Source organism: Candidatus Lokiarchaeum ossiferum, from assembly GCA_025839675.1.
In the GTDB taxonomy this organism is placed as follows: Archaea; Asgardarchaeota; Lokiarchaeia; order Sigyniarchaeales; family Promethearchaeaceae; genus Lokiarchaeum; species Lokiarchaeum ossiferum.
The window spans coordinates 6,004,603-6,024,059 of sequence record CP104013.1 but is presented as its reverse complement, the minus strand read 5'-3'; the positions used below and the strand labels follow the sequence as shown (position 1 = coordinate 6,024,059).

15 protein-coding genes are annotated in these 19,457 nt (G+C 35.4%); 4 read left to right on the top strand and 11 right to left on the bottom strand.

Features of this window, described 5'->3' with window-relative positions; genetic code table 11:
* Nucleotides 1-9: 9 nt before the first annotated feature.
* The 6 genes from NEF87_RS25595 to NEF87_RS25570 form a co-directional block, all read right to left on the bottom strand.
* Nucleotides 10-1,125, bottom strand: a complete 1,116-nt coding sequence (locus NEF87_RS25595; protein ID WP_457918079.1) for a DJ-1/PfpI family protein — start codon at nt 1,123-1,125, stop codon at nt 10-12.
* 488 nt (nt 1,126-1,613) lie between these two features.
* Nucleotides 1,614-2,216 (bottom strand): GNAT family N-acetyltransferase, encoded by a 603-nt coding sequence (locus NEF87_RS25590; RefSeq protein ID WP_457918078.1) that lies wholly within the window; start codon nt 2,214-2,216, stop codon nt 1,614-1,616.
* 456 nt (nt 2,217-2,672) lie between these two features.
* The gene (locus NEF87_RS25585; RefSeq protein WP_457918077.1) at nt 2,673-2,867 is read right to left on the bottom strand and encodes a hypothetical protein; all 195 of its coding nucleotides are present in this window, start codon (nt 2,865-2,867) and stop codon (nt 2,673-2,675) included.
* Between the two features lie 343 nt (nt 2,868-3,210).
* Nucleotides 3,211-3,942, bottom strand: coding sequence for a hypothetical protein (locus tag NEF87_RS25580; protein WP_457918076.1), 732 nt, complete (start codon nt 3,940-3,942; stop codon nt 3,211-3,213).
* Between the two features lie 69 nt (nt 3,943-4,011).
* Nucleotides 4,012-4,623 carry a hypothetical protein gene (locus NEF87_RS25575; RefSeq protein WP_457918075.1) on the bottom strand — a complete coding sequence of 204 codons (612 nt, stop codon included), beginning with the start codon at nt 4,621-4,623 and terminating at the stop codon, nt 4,012-4,014.
* A gap of 202 nt (nt 4,624-4,825) precedes the next feature.
* A complete protein-coding gene (locus NEF87_RS25570) occupies nt 4,826-9,163 on the bottom strand; it encodes a LamG-like jellyroll fold domain-containing protein (RefSeq protein WP_457918074.1) in 4,338 nt (1,445 codons plus the stop codon).
* A gap of 399 nt (nt 9,164-9,562) precedes the next feature.
* Between NEF87_RS25570 and NEF87_RS25565 the strand changes: the two genes are divergently transcribed.
* Nucleotides 9,563-12,982: a hypothetical protein gene (locus NEF87_RS25565; RefSeq protein WP_457918073.1), complete on the top strand. Its 3,420-nt coding sequence runs from the start codon at nt 9,563-9,565 to the stop codon at nt 12,980-12,982.
* Between the two features lie 252 nt (nt 12,983-13,234).
* Here NEF87_RS25565 and NEF87_RS25560 read toward each other — a convergent pair whose 3' ends face one another.
* The 3 genes from NEF87_RS25560 to NEF87_RS25550 all read right to left on the bottom strand — a co-directional run bounded on the left by NEF87_RS25560 (nt 13,235) and on the right by NEF87_RS25550 (nt 15,918).
* On the bottom strand, nt 13,235-13,786 hold the full coding sequence (locus NEF87_RS25560; protein ID WP_457918072.1) for a hypothetical protein: 552 nt from the start codon (nt 13,784-13,786) through the stop codon (nt 13,235-13,237).
* A 92-nt stretch (nt 13,787-13,878) separates the two neighbouring features.
* Nucleotides 13,879-15,345: a leucine-rich repeat domain-containing protein gene (locus NEF87_RS25555; RefSeq protein ID WP_457918071.1), complete on the bottom strand. Its 1,467-nt coding sequence runs from the start codon at nt 15,343-15,345 to the stop codon at nt 13,879-13,881.
* A gap of 150 nt (nt 15,346-15,495) precedes the next feature.
* The gene (locus NEF87_RS25550; protein WP_457918070.1) at nt 15,496-15,918 is read right to left on the bottom strand and encodes a hypothetical protein; all 423 of its coding nucleotides are present in this window, start codon (nt 15,916-15,918) and stop codon (nt 15,496-15,498) included.
* A gap of 329 nt (nt 15,919-16,247) precedes the next feature.
* Here NEF87_RS25550 and NEF87_RS25545 point away from each other — a divergent pair, with 329 nt between their 5' ends.
* Nucleotides 16,248-17,306, top strand: coding sequence for a hypothetical protein (locus tag NEF87_RS25545; RefSeq protein WP_457918069.1), 1,059 nt, complete (start codon nt 16,248-16,250; stop codon nt 17,304-17,306).
* 78 nt (nt 17,307-17,384) lie between these two features.
* Here the strand turns inward: NEF87_RS25545 and NEF87_RS25540 are convergent, their stop codons facing one another.
* Entirely contained in the window at nt 17,385-17,993 is a 609-nt protein-coding gene (locus NEF87_RS25540; RefSeq protein WP_457918068.1) for a flavodoxin family protein, read from the bottom strand.
* Nucleotides 17,994-18,030: 37 nt separating this feature from the next.
* Between NEF87_RS25540 and NEF87_RS25535 the strand changes: the two genes are divergently transcribed.
* Complete coding sequence (locus NEF87_RS25535) at nt 18,031-18,165, top strand: hypothetical protein (protein ID WP_457918067.1); 135 nt, start codon at nt 18,031-18,033, stop codon at nt 18,163-18,165.
* Between the two features lie 198 nt (nt 18,166-18,363).
* Here the strand turns inward: NEF87_RS25535 and NEF87_RS25530 are convergent, their stop codons facing one another.
* The gene (locus tag NEF87_RS25530) at nt 18,364-18,819 is read right to left on the bottom strand and encodes a hypothetical protein (RefSeq protein ID WP_457918066.1); all 456 of its coding nucleotides are present in this window, start codon (nt 18,817-18,819) and stop codon (nt 18,364-18,366) included.
* 246 nt (nt 18,820-19,065) lie between these two features.
* Between NEF87_RS25530 and NEF87_RS25525 the strand changes: the two genes are divergently transcribed.
* A complete protein-coding gene (locus tag NEF87_RS25525; protein ID WP_457918065.1) occupies nt 19,066-19,377 on the top strand; it encodes a hypothetical protein in 312 nt (103 codons plus the stop codon).
* The last annotated feature ends 80 nt before the right edge of the window (nt 19,378-19,457 follow it).

Sequence of the window (19,457 nt, the reverse complement as noted above, 5' to 3'; positions counted from 1 at the left end):
TTCTATCCTTTATGCAATTTTCTTTCGATGTCGTGAGAATAGGATAATAAAACTCACAAAAGAGATGAAAATTACACGAATAGGTGTCCCTCCCGGGATTGAGGCCTGAATTGGATTTTCAAGGTTACGAAATACTTCCACTTCCGAATTATTAGTAATGATTTCTACCATTAGATCCATCTTTCTATATTCATTTAGATCGAATGTGAGGTTGAATGTGGTTGTTGATGATTTTTCCAATGGCACCCGAATTTCGACAGTGGGATCTTTTGGATCACTCACAAGTAAATTGATTCTGGCAATATAGTGCTTTTTTACTCCCGGGAGTGAATTAATGGGAGAAGATAAATTAGCTGTCGAAATACTCAGAGAATATTCGGTTTTTAGGCTTGCATTATTTGTGGACTCTAATTCCATCTTTTCACAATAGGAATATCCCAAAATTTCTTGGACGAGAGCAGCGGAGAATTCATAATAGGGGGCTTTAACATTTCCTCCCTGTCGCCATCCTCCCCCGGTTCCGCCTGTGAGAAATTGGCCATCTCGGAGTACATCCGCTTTTTCGATTATCCCTCCTGAGTCGAGTAACAACTGGCCACTATTAGGATGACAGATAAATTTCGATCCGGACACAATGTCCCCTGCTTTACCCAAAATCCCCGTTCCCACGCACATCGAAGAGATTATCAAACCTTCATTGTATGCCTTTTCGATAAAAGAGGTAATCTCTTCCGTTTGCGAGACTTCATTCCAATATGCCCCTGAAGGGACAAAAAGACAATCGTAGGTCGCTAAGATCATAGAATTAACTTCCGCAATTTTCAGATCGGTATCAATATAGACCGTTTCCCCTCTATTATCACACACTTTTTTATTAGTCAACAGCACTCCAACCGTTGTTACAGTACAATTCCAAGATTCCAACACTTTTTTTACATCGAGCGCATTCCGACCCACCGAATTATGCACCAGCATTAAGATATTCACATCCCCTAATTGATCTTCTAAATCTTGATCGAGTTTCGCAGATTCTCCCAAGACAAATTGGGGGTGAATTCCCGAGTAGGGAAGAAATTGAACGGTCAAAATTACTACCATCATAGTTTTTAATTTGAAACCTATCATTCTAATCAAGGAGAAATACCTTTTGAGTTCTATTAAAGAAATCCACTCAAGACTTAAGAAGAGTACTAAAAAGAATGAATAAAATAAGCGGAAAAGTCTGTCAACCAATTTAATAGAAATCAGATCTTGTTTTTCTGGTAGAAAGAAGTCCTACCTCAAACGTTTGAACTCTTTAATATACTCATAAGTACCAAGCTCAAGATCGAAATTTGAAGTTCGAAAAAATTTTAATTGAATTAGAAGATGTGATATACACGGAAAAAGACGAAAAATTCGCAATAAATAAAAAACTCAAAGCCTATCAAACCCTTTTTTTGATCGTAATAGCCACTTGCACAACCTATTACAATCTTAACCAAACTTGAGATACATCCCATATTAATTGCTAGACTCAATCATTTCTCTCTGCCAACAATCCCTTTAACTTCAAGTTATTTGATTTCTTCTACAGAAGTTTGTTCAAAAATCTAAATTCGAATTTGGTCTCCTTAAATTTCTTTCGTAAACACATAATTAAGATATATTTTTGGTGATTTCTTTTTGTAGCTATTTTCCAGCTGTCGATCTAATTGCTTCGTTTTTATTAATACTCGAGTCCATCCCTCCTTAACTTCTTCGTCGATTATTTCATATTTGGAGTTCAAGTTTTTCAGTTCTTCCAAACAATGATCATTTTCAATTTGAATATGCAAATTCGCGACAAACTCGCATTTGAAGTAGAACGACTCCACACCTTCTTTTGCCCCTAATATGAGTTTTTTAAAACCTATTTTCTTGGCATTCTTCTCTACCTTCATTAGAAGCGTCCGCCCTATATTCTGACCTTGGAAATTCGGATGAACACACACTTCTCCAATAAGTAATTCATCCTTTGCTTCAGGTTTAAATTGATTTTTACTGCTGAAGGTACATCCAATGATCTGATCTTGGTTTTTCGCCACCATTAGCAAGGATGGATGTGTTTTATGCACCAGTAAATAATAATCTAGTTGACGGGGATGCTTTTCCCCGATCTCTAACTGTTCCGTAATAAATTGAAATGCCTTTTCCACTTCTTCTGTTGAATCCAGGGATTTATATGTGATTTTCATAATTGTTGCCTTTTATTGAAAAGTAACGGGATTCTTTAAAATATTTATTCATTTTTCCAATCTTGCTCCTTCTAGTTCCTATATTATCCTTATTGTAATTTCAAATTTAACCTTGAAGGATATGCAATCTGTTATAACTCCCTCCGAGAGCTATCCATCACAACACACTTGTATCAAAACAGGAAAGTTTGACTCCGTGGATTTGAAGTTCACCTAAATTTTATCTCAATTAAATGAATGGTCATTTCCCAATATAAAACAAAAGGTTCTCAATCGCCAAAAAACCTTTTAGAATTTCCGTTAAACATTTGAAGTGACGGATAATCTTGAGATGACCCTGTATATAGACGATATGGATGAAGAATTCTAACATTGATCGTCCAATGAGTCTCACCATGTAGGAAAAAAAAAGACCTCGACAAATAATAGTTATATTAAACGATGAATGCTCAGATTTTAAAATTTGATTTCACAGAGTTTAGCACGTTCGTCTACTAAAGCTTGAACGACTTCAGGATTAGCTGAAGTCATAACATTGCCAATATCACCTTGAGTTGCAATTGCCTTTAAGACACGACGCATATTCTTAGCAGATCGGGTCTTTGGTAAAGTATTAGAGATGATCTTGGATAAATAAATTGAATTCAGCATTTTGTAGAATAGTTTTAAAAAAAAACGCATGAATTTTATTGAGTCTCTTTGGAGATGAAAACTTCCTTTAATTTAATAGAATTCTTGAGTAGGTATAAAGAGGTGTGGAATTTTTTTTGTGTATTTCGACACATCTGTGATTTTAAAAGATTATATTTTGAAGGAGGAAATGTGTTAAACTAATGATTTGGAGCATCAATAATTGTATTTTTAATAATAAATTTATAAATATAAGGCGGATCTATACAGAATTTCCATGATATAAATTAATCTATTTTCTAGTTTTATTTTTTCGAATACTTTAAGTTTTATACCAGGAAAGGTATTCTTAAGGCTTTGATCATTACTTTTGAAAAATATTGTTATATCGACTGATTGTTTGATCGATTTTAGGTAATAATTCGTGGCGAATACAATAGTGTTTTGTTTCTCCCAAAGATATGGATAATACATTCAATTCCTTCAGTTTTTTCAAAGTATATAGCACAGAATTTTTCGGCTTACTTATGATATGGACTAATTCAATTAATTCAAATCCTGCCGGATCGCTCATAAGATGTATGAGTAGCGTTCTTAGAGAATCTTTTAAAACTATGAAACCAAGCAAAATCGCCTTAGGTTCAACAGTTATAATCCCATATGCTTTAATCTTCCCAAAACTTTCGAATTTGATAATATTGAATTCGAGCAGAAAAGCAATGTGCCATAGTACTTGGCGGGAACCCAATCCAAGACTTTTTTTAAAAACATTTGAATACACACCGGGGTATCTTTGAATTAAATCGTAAATATCCTTACGAGTCGAATTGGATAATATATTGATACTAATAGAATCATCGAAGGCCACAATAAGTGCATTCAAACTCACAAAGTGATTTATTACTTGTTTAACTGAGGATTCATTAAGCTTAAATCGTTTCCGAAGGCGAGATTTAAGCTGGTTATAATAAATGCTTTTCTGGGAACGTTGTGGACATAATTTACAAATATAATCAAAAATTTGGGAGTATTCCTTTCGCTGATCCTTCGATTCATATGTTGCAGTCACAGGATAATTGGACGTATCATTTATCAAAAATATAAACACAAAATCAACTCCCTTCGGATAAAAGACATCTACATATAAGAATCAACCATAACGCAATTAAACTTTTTGCAAACTCTTGCAGAAGGTTAAATCATCCACTTCATTTATATCTAAATCCCAATTCGGGAGATCGGACATAATTAATCTTTGCATGCGGAATTCCCTTTTTTTAGAAACCATAGATAGATCTTCTGTGATATTAAAAAGAACAGGTTCCCCTATCGAATTGGTCCCTAAAAATGACTTGTTAAATCCAGTAATAATGGATTTATTATGCATTTGAACCCCAATATAAGTAAGTAGTGAGAGTAGAAGTAGAGATAATGCAATAATTAGAGCAATTAAATTATTATTTATCGGAGGTTCAATATATATGATCAACTTTAGTGATTCCATTAATTCTAATGGTTTATGGGGGATTGGTTTATAAATTTTCAGCGTTAGAATATTTTCACCTATAGGGAGTTCATCAATTGATATGTAGTAATCATATACATAATCAGATATAATTCGAAAAGCTGATATATTTCCATTATTCGTAACTTCAAGAATAAAGCCTTCAGCATTAAAGATCGTAATATTTATCTGCTCTCCGCAATCTAATCGATAAGATGTACTATTTTCATATTGAGTGAAAAAGGAAGAATTTTGAAGTTGGTGAGAACTCATTGGTTGATTAACTATTACATCATTAAATGAATTCGGTATTGGAGATTTTAATAAAGATGTAAAAAAAAAGTGACCAAAAACTAAAGATAGCAAAATAACAAGAAAAATCCATTTTTGAGATTTTCTTTTGCACTTAGTCGAAATAGTTATTTTGGTTGATTTAGATTTTAGTTTTTTCATGCGTATTTTTACCTATGTTTTATTACTTTTTTATTATACCTCTTCTCCTTAGGAGTATATAAAATGAAATAAACACACTTGCTGCAAAATAGAACCCATCATAGCCAGGGATTTTAAATGGTGATGAAGTAGTTGGGAGTTCAGGATTTAGATCATTTCCTAAGGCAAAATAGGCATTTGCAGATATATCTGTCATAAAAATATTGTTCTCATACTTTGATTGAAGTAGAGTAGGTTCTTTCCATTCCGAATCCATAAATTGATACATGCACATTGTGGATAAATCTTCTTCTGAGTATTTTGGATCCCCAAAATAAAAACTTGCGGATAAATAACTAATAGAAGAGGTATTTAGCACTTCCACTTGATAAAAATGTTCCAATGAGACGTTTTCAGGTATCGTACCAACAAGAGGATTGGTCTGATAGTAAGTTAAGCGAATTTCAGTTGTAATATCACTCCCGATTTTGATGACCATCCATATATTTAAATTTTCATCAGTACATATGAATGTACTCACCCCTATACCAACATCTTGCCAAGTTCCATTAGTCCACTCAGGTTCGACGGGTGGAATATATGGAATTGCAATTTCAATTTTGATACAATTGGAGAGCAATGATCTACCACTAGAATTCCAGGCAGAAACCGCATAATAATATGTTCCATTTAGAAGATTGTTCTCAGTATATTCAGTTAAATTAGTTGAAACCTTCATGTCGATTGATTCGTTTACTGAATCAAACCATGAAGAATATGAATAAACATTATAAGAATCAACTTCTTTAAGAGAATTCCAAGAAAGTGTGATGTTTCCATCAGTATCGGGTGATTCTACAGAGTTTAAAGTAGGGGAAGAAGGTTTTTCACCGACAATTTTAGCAATATCCCCAAAAGAATCCCGTTGAATGTCACTAAGCCGGAAGTTATCCCAAAATCCAATACCCGAATTTGTATTAGAACCCATTGGGAGATTTCCTATACCATAGTATCTGGTTGTGCTATAAAGCCCATCATTTAGTGTATTATCGGAAGCGACGATTTGACCATTCAACCATAATTCCACCCCCCGTGATCCCCATGTTAACGCAAAATGATATGTTTGATTCGCAGAAATATTCTCACTGGATTTCAAACTGTGTATAATCGATCCCCCTTCAACAAATTGGGCAAATAAATCACCGGATTGACGATGGTAAAGCCCAATATAGGAATCATAATACTCCCCAGCTTGCATAATATAAAATGCACTTGGAATATCTCCAAGTGTGGTTGGACGGAAATAGCATTCCATTGTTCCCTCAGATAAGGCACTTCCATAATCCCATTTTATGTGATTTCTGTTTTCTCCAGGTAATGAAACTGAAGATAATTCTACCAGCGGATTGTTTTCTTCATAGCTCCACCCTCCATTAGTTATTGCGGAATGACCAGAATAACTCATTAAAGTATTTTCAAAACCACAATATAATAACGTATGTTCATCCACTAAATCTGGAGGAAGAACAACCACAACCAACTCACAATTTGATGAATTAGATACACCACTTGCATTTTGCGCAACAATAGCATAATAATAAAGTCCCTCATCTAAATTGAGGTCTTCACAAGTCAACTGATTGGTCATATCGATTAAAGTTTGAGTCCCATTTATTTCAGAAATATATTGAGGAGATCGATACACTAGGTATTGATCGGCTCCAGAAACACTATTCCAAGATAGAGAAATATTTCCATCGGAATCAGGAGATGGAATAGAATTCAACATAGGATTAGATGGTTTTTCACCAATAACATCCGATATATAAGTAAAGGAATCCCGTTGAATGTCACTGAGCCGGAAGTTATCCCAAAATCCAATACCTGAATTTGTATTAGAACCCATAGGTACATTTCCAATACCGTAGTATCGAGTTGTACTATATAATCCATTCGTAATCGTCGGATCTGATGCAGTAATTTGACCATTCAACCATAATTCCGCCCCCCGTGAACCCCATGTTAACGCAAAATGATATGTTTGATTCGCAGAAATATTCTTACTGGATTTCAAACTGTGTATAATCGATCCCCCTTCAATAAATTGGGCAAAAAGTTCACCGGATTGACGATGATAAAGCCCAATATAGGAATCATAATACTCTCCCGCTTGCATGATGTGAAATGCACTTGGAATATCTCCAAGTGTGGTTGGACGGAAATAACATTCCATTGTTCCTTCAGATAAGGCACTTCCGTAATCCCATTTAATATGATTTCTGATTTCACCTGGTAAATAAAGCGAAGTGGAATCTACTAACGCATTAATTGTATTGTAGTCCCAATTTCCATTAGTGATTCCACTTTCACCCGTTGAACTTGCGAGAGAATTCTCAAATTCGCAAAACAACAAAGTATGTTCATCCTCAAAACCGGAAGATAACGATATTATTACAGACTCGCAATTGGACATGTTGGAAAATCCACTTGCGTTCTGAGCCACAACGACGTAATAATAAGTGTTTTCACCCAAATTGAGATCTTCACAAGTCAACTCCTCGGTAGTATTGATTAAAGTTTGAGTCCCATTAATTTCAGAAATTGGTTGGGTCGATCGGTACACTAAATAAGTATCTGCTCCGATGACAGAATTCCAAGATAAAGAAATATTTCCATCGGAATCAGGAGATTCAATTGGGTTCAATAAGGGTGTCCCAGGTTTTTCATCAATTATCCCATCAAGATGAGTAAAAGAATCCCGTTGAATGTCACTTAATCGAAATTCATCCCAAAAACCTAAACCAGAAAAGGTAGAAGAACCCATAGGAGTATTTCCTACCCCATAATAACGAGTAAAGCTTTCTAATCCCATTTGAATTGTATTATTTGAGGCTACGATCTCATTATTCAACCATAGCTCAATGCCCCGGGATCCCCAGGAATAGGCGATATGATAGGTTTGATTTGATGTGATATTTACCGAAGATTCTAAAGTATAAATTGTTCCACCGTCTACATGTTGAGCGCGTAGAATTCCATTTTTATAGTAATATACTCCAAACGACCCATCAAACAAATCTCCACCTTGTAAAATATATTTTGCGCCGGTAGAGGACTCAAGATTTGTCGAACGGAAAAAACATTCAATAGTTCCTTCGCTAAGAGCACTTCCATAATCCCATTTGACATGATTCTTATTTTCTCCTAGTAATGAAACTGACGATGTTTCCACCAGAGGACTAATTTCTTCATAGCTCCACCCCCCATTTGTAATGGCAGTATGTTCAGAATAGCTAGCTAAGGTATTTTCAAACCCACAATATAATACAGTATTGGCATCAACTAAATCTGGAGGATAAGTAATAACTACGGATTCACAATTAGATGTATTCGAAAACCCACTGGTATTTTGAGCCACAACGGCATAATAATAGGTTTTCTCTTCCAACTCGATATCCTCGCAAATCAATTGATCGGTAGTATTGATTAAAGTTTGAGTCCCATTAATTTCAGAGATAGATTGATTTGACCGAAAAACGTGATACAGATCTGCTCCAGAAACACTATTCCAAGATAGGGAAACGTTTCCATCAGAATCGGGAGATGGAATGGAATTCAAAGTGGGTGCAGGAAGTTTATCACCTAACACATCGGTTGTTGAAACAAAGGAATCTTTCTGAAAATCACTTACTTGAAACTCATCCCAGAACCCAATTCCTGAATTTGTGGAAGAACCCATAGGTACATTCCCAATACCATAGTATCGAGTTGCACTATCCAATCCATTGGTGAGATCTGGATCTGAAGCTACGAGAAAACCGTTCATCCATAATTCAACCCCCCGTGCGCCCCAAGTTAAAGCAAAGTGATAGGTTTGATCCGCAGTAATATTAATGCTAGATTTCAAAGTATGAATTATTGGTCCATCTTCAACAAATTGAGCGAATAATTCTCCAGATTGTCGATGATAGAGCCCAATATAGGAGTCAAAATATTCTCCTGCCTGCATGATGTAAAATGCGCTAGGAATATCCCCTAAGGAGGTCGGATGGAAATAGCATTCCATAGTCCCCTCAGATAAGGCACTTCCATAATCCCATTTGATGTGATTTTTGTTTTCTCCAGGTAAATAGACAGAATAAGAATCCAAAATTGCATCGGTTGTGTTATATTCCCAATTTCCATTTGTGATTCCAGTCTCCCCCGTGGAACTGGTGAGAGTATTTTCAAAATTAACATATAAAAGGGGAGAATTGTCAGCAACAGAGGGTGCTCTCAAATTGTTTTGATCCCTTGGTGATAGTAGTGAAAATGCACCAGAAAAACCAAGGAGTATAAGCGTCAGAATGCCTAAATAGGTATTTTTTTTACTTGATTTCATAAGTTATCTTTTCCAATATTTTATACTTGCATTCGGTTTTTAAAAAATCTATCCAAGAAAAATAAATCCAGATCGTGGGAGAGAAAGGAAGAAAGAAAAACTGGGGGAATTTCTTTCATTAGACTCCCTTTTTTCTTTTTTAAGTGGAAATACTACCAATCTGTTCCCATTATTTGCTTATCATTTTCTTGAAATTTTCGTGTATACTCCACAAATAGATCAAAACGCATTTAAAGAGGTGTGGGTTTTTTTTTTATTTTTGCCAATGGATACAAAACAAAGACTATGACAAAATTGGCATTCAAAGTTTTGGCCACACCTCTTTAAGACCTCAAGATCATTTTCATAGGATGTATTCGTGAAATGGATACTAAAAAAACCTAAATACAAGGGAAAAAAATGAAAAATAAAAAAATTGTCTTGATACTCGCATTGGGATTCTTAATGATCCCGATCCTACCCCAAAATGACTTGTCTTTGGTCAGTGCAGAAGTAGGAGATGCTGACGGAGACTGGGAAGTCACCTATAGTACGAACGATGCTGCAACCATCGTAAATGTCGCTAATGAGGGAGATATAACGGAGATTTATGCTTTAACTGCTGGAACTTCTGATGTTTCCTGGTTTTATTATACTGGAACTGGCCTTGGCGAAGAAAACTTTTATTTCCAATGTAGTTTAAAATTTGGAGATGGTTTGAGAAAACAATTATACGTTTTTCTAGAAGATGGGGATTATTTCATCATCCGTTTTGAGAGTGATTGGATTTCTACTTATACATACGATGATTTAGTTATGGAAAACCAAGCACAGAATCTAAAGTATAACACCAATCAATGGTACACTTTTCAGTTGAGGGTTACTCAATCAAGCACTACAACAAAAGAATTGATGATGTATCTCGATGACGGCGCTTTGAATACACCCGTCACATTAGAGAGTTCTAGTGATATTCGAGATTTTGCTATGCGAACCATGCGAGCTCAGAGTACAATCTATGTTGCTGATAATCAGGTAGATTTCAAATCTCTTAGTGGCACTGGATCAGTGAGTTATCTCGAAAGTGATATATCCAAATTAACCTCAACGGGCACTACTTGGAGTTATTTTGAATATAAAGAACGAAATCTGGAGATGTCCCGAAATGTGCTCCAATTTGAATGTGACATTAAGTTTACAGTAAAACAAACCACTTTCTTGCGATTTTATTTTGGAAATAATAAGGCACTTTTAATCAAATTTGAACCTCAATATAGCAAAATCCGACTTCACGATGGCACCATTTATCATGATGTTAATTCTGTTAATACTCAATTTGGTGGGTTCCAGGCAAATACGGATCACCATTTAGTTGTTAAAATCGTCCAACAAAATTCCGGTCAAAAATTATGGCGAACCTATTGGAATGGCCATTTACTCGGCGGATTATCACTTTATATCAATTCACCAGATACTGAAATATTTACCAGCATGTTGTTAGGTATGTATAAATCAAACATATGGTATGTTGGCAATCTTGAATTTGATAATGATCAAGATGGATTAGTAGATCAAGATGAAGATATGATCGGCACAGATCCTTTAAATCCCGATACGGATGGAGATGGATATTCAGACTATTTTGAAGCGAACACTGCTGGCTATAATCCGTTAGTATACTATAACCCTACAGTGTTTGATCCAATTAATGATGTAGGAAGTATTAGTTTGGAAAATTATGGTTCTGGCATTAATAATGTTGCAGTCCTCCAATCTCCATCAACATCAGGAGCTTCCTTTACCTATAATGCCTATGAAAATCCAAATCGAATGTTATACCTCTCGTGTGATCTCCAATTTAGTGATGATAATGTCAAAATTATCCATGTTGCTTTTGCTGATGGAAAGTATGTTTTACTCAAAATTGAACCCGCTTTAGGAAAGATTCGCATGTTCGATGGAACCAAATACTTAGATAAAACTGGACTGGATATCTATGATAGTAATACTCCCAACGTTTACCACCATCTCGAAATCGAAATAATCCCTAATTCCCCAATAAATAAATTTATGAAGACCACTTGGGATGGTGAACTGGTCCGATATGGATGGATCCGATCCTTAGCCATGATTACGGAAATTAAAGCTTGGATTTATGATGGAGGGCGAACCTGGAAAATCGCCAACTTCGCCGTAGAACAGACAGATAGTGATTTAGATGGATTATTGGATCGTTTTGAAGAAGACACAGGGTTGAATATTGGCGGTGTAAACCCTCTTGATTGGGATGACGATGGTATTTCGGATGCGGATGAAATCTATTCTTCTTTTGGTTATAAAACCGATCCTAAGAATGATGATTCGGATGGGGATAGGTTGGAAGATGGGGAAGAAGTGGACTTAGGCACCGACCCGACCGAAGCGGATTCGGATGGGGATGAATTTTCAGATGGAGAAGAAATTTTAACTTACCTTACTAATCCATTAGATTCGATGGATCCTTTTGGAGATCACTTTGATAAAGATGTGAACGGAGATTCGTTAAACAGTTGGACAATTGAGGAAGATACGGATTGTGCAGCAACTATTATTAATGCACCAAGTTGGACTAACCGACCTGGAAAAGTAGTAAGATTGATTGATGAAAGTTATGGTCTGTTTGGAGGAAATGTGGAAATTGAAAAATCAAAAAATATCCCTGAAAACGCTCCAGTATTATTTTCTGTAGAAGTTGGCTTAGAAACAAATGTGAATAATCAATATGCCTATATTGAAATTCTAGATGAGGATGGACATGAGCAAAAGAAGATTCGTTTGGGAGAAAATAGACTTGATGTGGATATATCAGGTTTAGCAATACCCAATTGGGATCATCGTGCAGATATTGATGTTGGAAAAATGTATCAAATCGATTTCCTATTTTATTGGCATGATACTAATATTCAAAGATGTAAAATATATTTGAACTCTGTTTTAATAGCTGGACCAATGAATATCAAGGATAACACAGATATTCCTTCAGGAATACGAATTACAACTAAAAGTATTTCTCATAGCTCAGCGTATTCTGTTTACATTGATAATGTTAAAATTGATACATGTGATGAAAACGTGGAAGTTGAAATTCTAGAAGATCAGGAAATCCCTTTATTTATTTCTCGAATTTATGCACCTTCCGGGGAAGAAAGTTGGCAAAAATTGACTATCACAGAAACAATTTCCACAAAAATATCTTTAGAAGTTGCTATCGGAAAGAAATGGGGAAGTGAATTAGACTATCTTGAAGTTGTACTTGATATCGGAACCACTAGTGAAGATAACTATGAAACTGAATTGTCATGGACTGCAAATCAAGCTACTGGGGATATAATCCTTATTAAAAATTATAAAGGATCAGTAAAAGCAACAGGTTTTAAATTTGCAAGCGCAAATCAACTACATTACATACAAGAAACTACCTTTATTGAGTCAGAATCGCCGGGATATGTTGGATTAACGGAATTATCGTATTCATTGGAGTATCCATTTTCCGAAGTACCAAATCCCATTATATCTCAGCCTACTATTGATAATTTTGAATGGAAGTATCCTGCAGGGGCAGCTTCTACATATTCTCATACAATAAAGAAAACAACTGAAGTGTATGGAGGTGCGACAATAGACCTACATCTGAGCGGATATAGTATCCATATTCGCCCAAAAATATCTTATGCAACATCATATTCTATGAAAAGTGAAATTTACTTTTATGATGCGAATAATCCTATAGACACACGAATTTATCTATTTGAAAATGAAGATACAAGTTATATTAACAATGTTGCAGTTTATACAGGGTAATTTGCACATTTTTGATGAATATTAAATTGCCTTTCTTTTTTGTAATATTTTCTTCAGAAAATGAATTTAAACATGTTAAAGGCTACGATCAAGAATTTTAAGAACTTTAATTTTTCATAAAAAACTATTTCAGCAAAGTATTTTGTAGTGCAGATTCCCAATTAATGTAAAATGGATTTATTTTAGGGAAAGTGGCAATTAAATCAAGTTAAAAGTAATAATTATTACATTTTCAAAAACATCTAAAGGAGTCTAGATAGAATCAAGGTATAGATTCATTTTGGCACCAAAAGAATCCAAATCCGTTCCAATCAATTGTTTAATTTGATCAATCAGAATCTCCCGATACACCATAGGTGGCTTTTGCTCTTTTAATGGCAACTGTTTCCACATTTCGTACAAAGCAAAAAAACTTTCTAAGAAGAATACCCCATGGATCGCCCTCTTTGGATTCGAAGATTCAATAAGGAACGGTATTTCTTTCATCCACAGCAATAATTTTTCTTGTAGATAAGATTCCGCTACCTGCAACAGTTTCGCCATTTCCGTGATTTCGATCCGACCCATTGATTGGAGAATTTGCTTGAAATCCACCAATTTCTTTTTATCCCGTTCCCGCTTATCAAGTACAGAATAACCATACCCCGAACCCAACGTACCACAAACCGACACATAATAAAGTATGGGGATGGCATATAATAATGCAATCACTACTAAACTTAACCCAACAATGATGATCCCAGCAAAAACCAGTCCTAAATGGCGGAGGATAAATTCTTTGACCCTCAGTTTTTTCGATCGCATCATGATACATTAGATCGCATCCCTTAAAATCTTATATCCAATACAAGGGTTTGGAGCAATAATACCACATAGACTTGTAAATAGTCCCCATACTACTTATATTTCAATAAAATCAAACATTTCTGTTCTTCTAATTGTGCTTTCAGAAAAGGGGGAAAATTTGTATGATTTCCGCAAAGATCCAGATAGGAAAGAGATTTAGGAAATTGGAAACTTTCTGCAAACGTTGAAATCTGATTATTATTCAAGAATAAGAATTTTAGGCTTCTGAGATTATATAATGTCTCAGGAAGCTTTGTCAAGCGATTTCTCATTAGACGCAAATATGTAAGTGATGCCAAATGACCAATTTCATCAGGAAGTGCCTCTAATTGATTACCATCGAGATTCAGATCTGTGAGTCTTATGAGCATTCCAATACTTCTCGGAAGAGTCGTCAAAAAATTTTCTTCCAATTTTAAAAATTTCAGTTCGGTCAGCTTGCCAATACTATCGGGGAGAATAAGGAGCTGATTTCCATCCAATAAAAGTTCAGAGAGGTGACCTAATTTTCCAATTGCCTCAGGAAGGTTCGTCAATTGATTCTTTCGTAAATGTAATCCTGTGAGATCTGTTAGATCGCAGATACTTGCAGGAAGGGTAGATAAGTTGTTCTTCTCCAAATTCAGATAGGTGAGTTTGGTAAGATTTCCAAAATTTTCAGGGAGGTGGGACATATTTTTGTTGGAGATAACCAGTTTAGTTATTCTTCTATCCTTTTCCCAATATCCCAATTGACAGAAGGTTATTATTTTTTTTCTTGTTTTTTCTTTTATAATATTGGATCTTCTAATAATGGGCTCGTTGAGGAATGATTCCAATTCCAGTAATACTTCTGCATCCTGTCTAAGCAGGAGGGTATTATGATATTTGAGTAAGGTCTTGCGATCAATTAAGATGTCTTCTTCGATTCTTTCTGCTTCAGGACGATATTCTTTCAAACAATTTAAGTTTTGGAGGTTTATGTGGAACTTCTTTTCAATTTTTTTCGCGATTTCTGATTGTATTAATTTCAGGTCATTTTTATCATTTCTATCAAAAAAAAACAAAACATTACTTTCACAAAAATCCGTGAAGCATTTACTCACATCGATTTGCGTCCCGATCCGATATTGGTCCGAAAAATTCCAAAGTGAACTCGAAAACAGAGCAAAATTTTTCTTCTGGGTTTTAAAATCGGTGTAGTCACTCTTACTTTGTAAAAAGATAAACGGAATGTCAAAATGTTTTTTATACACGTGAGAGAGATTCATGACTTCAATCGCCAATCTTCGAGTAAATCCATCCAATATTATGATACCAAAGGAACATTGGTCAATAATTGTTCCAATTTGTAAAATTCCATGGGGTCTATCCCAATATTTGTCATGAATCACAAATGGTTTCACTTTTAGCTCCTTCAAGAGGGTTCCGATTGCTGATACCACCTGTACTATGGAGTTCGTTGAACTTTTTGATGAATATATGAGGAAACATGAGGGGCTCTCAAGTTTAATGTAACGTGAAAATTGTTCGACCATTATTTTTATCTCTTACCCAAATTTATTCTGCTATCCGATATAATATAGTTTTTCTTTTTTGATATTTTGAAGTTTGAGACAGAGAAATTACAAAGCGGTCTGATCCTGCAAACTCTTCAATAATCTCATTACGCTATACTGCAGCGTATTTCATGTGATAAGAATGGTAGAGGTATACTCATTTATCCTAAGGGTCCAATTTCCAGGACATGCAAAACTCAAGGTGATATTCCGAACCACCGGCACTAAGGCTTGAATATACCCCCCTTTTGGATCCAAATAATAGTAAAACCCCCCCGAAACTCTTTTCCCCAGAACCGATTTGGAGAGATATAAATCGTCTTCTGAGAACCCTGACCTACTAAAGGCGTGAATTTCTACCGTAATTGTTTCATCTTCGGAAGCATTAGGGGGATGAATCAGTTCGGTTACCGTGAATGAATGACGGCTATAAGGAATATGCTCCAAATAGGACCGTCCCCACCTCGAGACAGCAACTCCTCCTATGATTACAAGTCCTACCAAGATCCCCAAGGCTTTTTTCTTGATCTGGATTTTTGTCTTTTCCCCCATACTACTATAATGTAAACCCACCCTCTATAAAAATTTAGGCAACTTATTCTCCCTGTTTGGGAACATTTTTTTCAAGTAACCCTTGATCTTGGAAGAAAAATGCCTTCTCATGCATGCAAGGTTTGAAAAGATCTGAGGATTACATCATAAATGGCCGATTTATTTTGAATCACTCAAAATGATCAAAATTTTTTTCGTTTCATTTTTATCTACTTCTTTTTTTAGTATTTTTTCATTATTCGGGATGGGAATCATTGATTGAAATCTTTATTTACTCAAATGTCAAAAGAATAATTACTAACTAAAGCACAAACTGTAGGCAAAAAAAAATGATGAATTTAGATCCAGGACCGTTCTTGAAAGTTTTACACACAGTCAATTCTCCGAAAAAAGTGCCAAAAGTAATAGAAAAGCTACGAAAAAAGGGTTACGATCCAGTCTTTTCAATACAAAATCCAAAATCCGGCAAAATTGATATTGGGATATTTGATGAGAGTAGGTTAAACGTTTTAGATCAATTCAATAACTCGCCAAGGTATAAGAAAGAAAAATGTCCGATATGTGGGAAAATGATAAGCGAGAATCAATTTTTTAAGTGCGTCAATTGTGATGCCCATGAATGCGTTGAATGCGGGATGAAACGTCTGTATAATAATGTCGTCCCTGTGATACACACCTGTGGGGAAGACAATTTTGAATTCCTAGGAAATATCGGTCAGTGTTTCAAGTGTCATCAATTACTCGGCTTTAGAGCGGCACCCCAAACACTGAGAATGAAAATGATTGCAAAAGTCGTTCCCAGCGGTCAAGCGATGCTCATTGTGGGAATGAAGGGTATTTTCCATGCAGATAAGGTGTATATTGAAAATGAAATCCATCATATTTTCAAACAAAATCGCCTGCTACTTTCTCACTTAAAAGATATTCAAAGTGAAGAAAAATGGTTCCAAACCATTAAAACGATTCGATCTAATTATTTAAGAATGGGATGGAGTGCGAGTTATATTACCAGCGTTTTGAATAAATATATTAGATTACTGAATAGAACAAATCAATCCCTCTCAGATCGAAAAATGCAAGAATTGGATCAATATTTGCAATTAATGGAGAATCTGACACTTATTTTAGTCAATTGCCAAGATCCCCAAATTTACAATCAAAAAATTGCCAAACTTCTCTTAGAAAAAAACATTATGCAGCTGGAACCTAACGTAGGAAAATTTATTGATATTTCTTTCTTTGATGCGTTGAAAGCAATAAATGAGTGCAATACTGCGGGAAACTTGAAGAGTAATCTGTTTCATATTCGAAATCATATAGAGAATGTTGTTACCCTCTCTCAAATTGATGAGATTATTGAGAATTTCCCATTTCAAAATTTATGTTGATCTCCAAATGAAGGTTGGATTGGATGAGCGAAATAATATGAAGTCAAAAATTTTTTGTGATTATGCTAAAAAAATGAATTATTGTAGTACTTTTGACAAATTGACCAATTTTTGGGCCAATTCTTTGCACCGTTGATGGGGATGAAAGATCTCTGTCCCCTCAATACTTCGTTGCCCTGCTACTCCGAGATAGGGAAAATTATCCAATACGACATTCCGCATTTTGAGAATGCGACAGAAATCTGCTAAATATTCCATTATTACATAGGGGTTTGAATATTCTGCAGTGGCGATTATTCCACATAGTTTTCCATGGACCGGAGAACTTTCTCCTTTTGGATTGCTGCATTCATAGTTGAAAAAAGAAGCTACGAGTCGTTCGATTAATACATGAAATTGTGCAGGCGGGGCTCGAAAATATTGGGGAGCACCTAGCAGAATCATATCTGCATGTTTCATTTGGTTTAGAATAAGTTGAAAATCATCCTGCTGAACACATTGATAGGGATTATTTGAGCATACTGAATTACAACTCACTTTGCATACATTAATTTTCACATCTGAGATTTGAATTCGTTCTACTTCCGACTTTGGAACGATTTTTTTTAGCTCATCGACAGTTTCTTCAAGCAATGTGTTCGTCAAGCCATTTGGGCGTATTGAACCGCATATGGTGAGAATTCTCATTGGTTTGATTAATCAAATTACATTTTTAATTATTTTGATGAGCATAATAAACCTCGGAGATTGGCACCTATTTCTATGGGGTGCATTGATAGCAACTGCTGCTCCAAGGTTTGGATTGGCAATGGCTGTTTTTAATGTGATAAATATCCGGAGTAACTTAGTGGTTTTCTAAGTGAAGGTTAAGGGATATACTGCTAGCTATATTAATTAGAATATTGATAAAATCAGGAGATTTAAACCCTCCTTTTATTCGGTATGGGGCGCAATCTGATATCACTCCTCCAGGGAGCCACCCATCACCACACACTTATATAGTTATTATAATATCAAAAACTCCTGTAACTCGTAGAAATTTCATCCCTAGAACTCTCTATTCGGATGCAGTTGGAACTTTGATGTAAAATATGACGGAGTGACAGTTTACTTCCCAGGTCCCCGACAAATGGACCGATACGGTGAAATTCACCGAAAAATAGCACATCGCTTGATATGGAGCATCATGACTTTGCCATATGAACAACTGGATTTGCTTGGTTATCGGATTTATAATGCACCGTTGATGAACCGGAGATCCGATACTTCGAAAAATTCCACTCACTTCAACCTGCCCGATTTGCCCTACCACAATGGGTTGGGTTACATTAACCGAAGTAATTTCTGCTAAGCGAAAATCCCCCACATACGTTGGGATCATGATGCTTCCATAAATTATACCTCCAATTAACAGATAGTGTAGGAGATTTCTCCTTTTAGGTTTCCAAGAGATTGAAGGTGTTTCCACCAAATGGGAATAGAAAAATTGATACATGGATCTATCAATAAGCATGTCCTTGAATTCTCACTCTGGCTTAAAAAGGAATGAGGTAATATCTTCGAACTGCAAAATACCAAAGAACTGCAACGAACTTTTCTATAATTCAGAATGGGTCACTATCTGATACAACTCCCCCCGAGAGCCATAGTTCTGAAAGCGGTATGGATGTTTTGCTCCAAATTAAAAAAAAAATAGGATCATATCTATCTCACAAGTAGTTTTAGTCTTCCTCAAACCTTACGGGATTTCATTTTCGATGTGACAACTGAACAATCCCAACTATTTTTGCTGGAACTGCATAAAATATCTTTCTTGGGTTCCATTTATCCAGAGCTCCCTTTTGAAACACGGCCATATATTACCTTTGGATGGACTCGTCTCTACTTTTCCGAATTTTCGGAAGCCCGATTGTTACGTGCGATTCAAAAGGTAAGTATGTGGGGAGAAACGTTTATTTCGCTTTTAAAGAAATACTATATGTGGAATAGTCTTGAATTTGACAAAATTAATAATCCCGATCTGGAAAGCGATCTTGACAGCGATGAGCAGCAATTTAAGGGATTTCAATGATTTGTAATTGCATTTTCCGAGTTTTGTTCAAAATTTGAGCTTTTTTACTTTATTGCATTAAAAATTGCTGTTAAATTATT

What these genes read in the sequence shown, in the direction of transcription:
- NEF87_RS25595 (WP_457918079.1), bottom strand. Translation starts at nt 1,125, where the DNA reads ATGATAGGTTTCAAATTAAAAACTATGATGGTAGTAATTTTGACCGTT.
- NEF87_RS25590 (WP_457918078.1), bottom strand. Translation starts at nt 2,216, where the DNA reads ATGAAAATCACATATAAATCCCTGGATTCAACAGAAGAAGTGGAAAAG.
- NEF87_RS25585 (WP_457918077.1), bottom strand. Translation starts at nt 2,867, where the DNA reads ATGCTGAATTCAATTTATTTATCCAAGATCATCTCTAATACTTTACCA.
- NEF87_RS25575 (WP_457918075.1), bottom strand. Translation starts at nt 4,623, where the DNA reads ATGAGTTCTCACCAACTTCAAAATTCTTCCTTTTTCACTCAATATGAA.
- NEF87_RS25570 (WP_457918074.1), bottom strand. Translation starts at nt 9,163, where the DNA reads ATGAAATCAAGTAAAAAAAATACCTATTTAGGCATTCTGACGCTTATA.
- NEF87_RS25565 (WP_457918073.1), top strand. Translation starts at nt 9,563, where the DNA reads ATGAAAAATAAAAAAATTGTCTTGATACTCGCATTGGGATTCTTAATG.
- NEF87_RS25560 (WP_457918072.1), bottom strand. Translation starts at nt 13,786, where the DNA reads ATGCGATCGAAAAAACTGAGGGTCAAAGAATTTATCCTCCGCCATTTA.
- NEF87_RS25555 (WP_457918071.1), bottom strand. Translation starts at nt 15,345, where the DNA reads ATGGTCGAACAATTTTCACGTTACATTAAACTTGAGAGCCCCTCATGT.
- NEF87_RS25550 (WP_457918070.1), bottom strand. Translation starts at nt 15,918, where the DNA reads ATGGGGGAAAAGACAAAAATCCAGATCAAGAAAAAAGCCTTGGGGATC.
- NEF87_RS25545 (WP_457918069.1), top strand. Translation starts at nt 16,248, where the DNA reads ATGATGAATTTAGATCCAGGACCGTTCTTGAAAGTTTTACACACAGTC.
- NEF87_RS25540 (WP_457918068.1), bottom strand. Translation starts at nt 17,993, where the DNA reads ATGAGAATTCTCACCATATGCGGTTCAATACGCCCAAATGGCTTGACG.
- NEF87_RS25535 (WP_457918067.1), top strand. Translation starts at nt 18,031, where the DNA reads ATGAGCATAATAAACCTCGGAGATTGGCACCTATTTCTATGGGGTGCA.
- NEF87_RS25530 (WP_457918066.1), bottom strand. Translation starts at nt 18,819, where the DNA reads ATGCTTATTGATAGATCCATGTATCAATTTTTCTATTCCCATTTGGTG.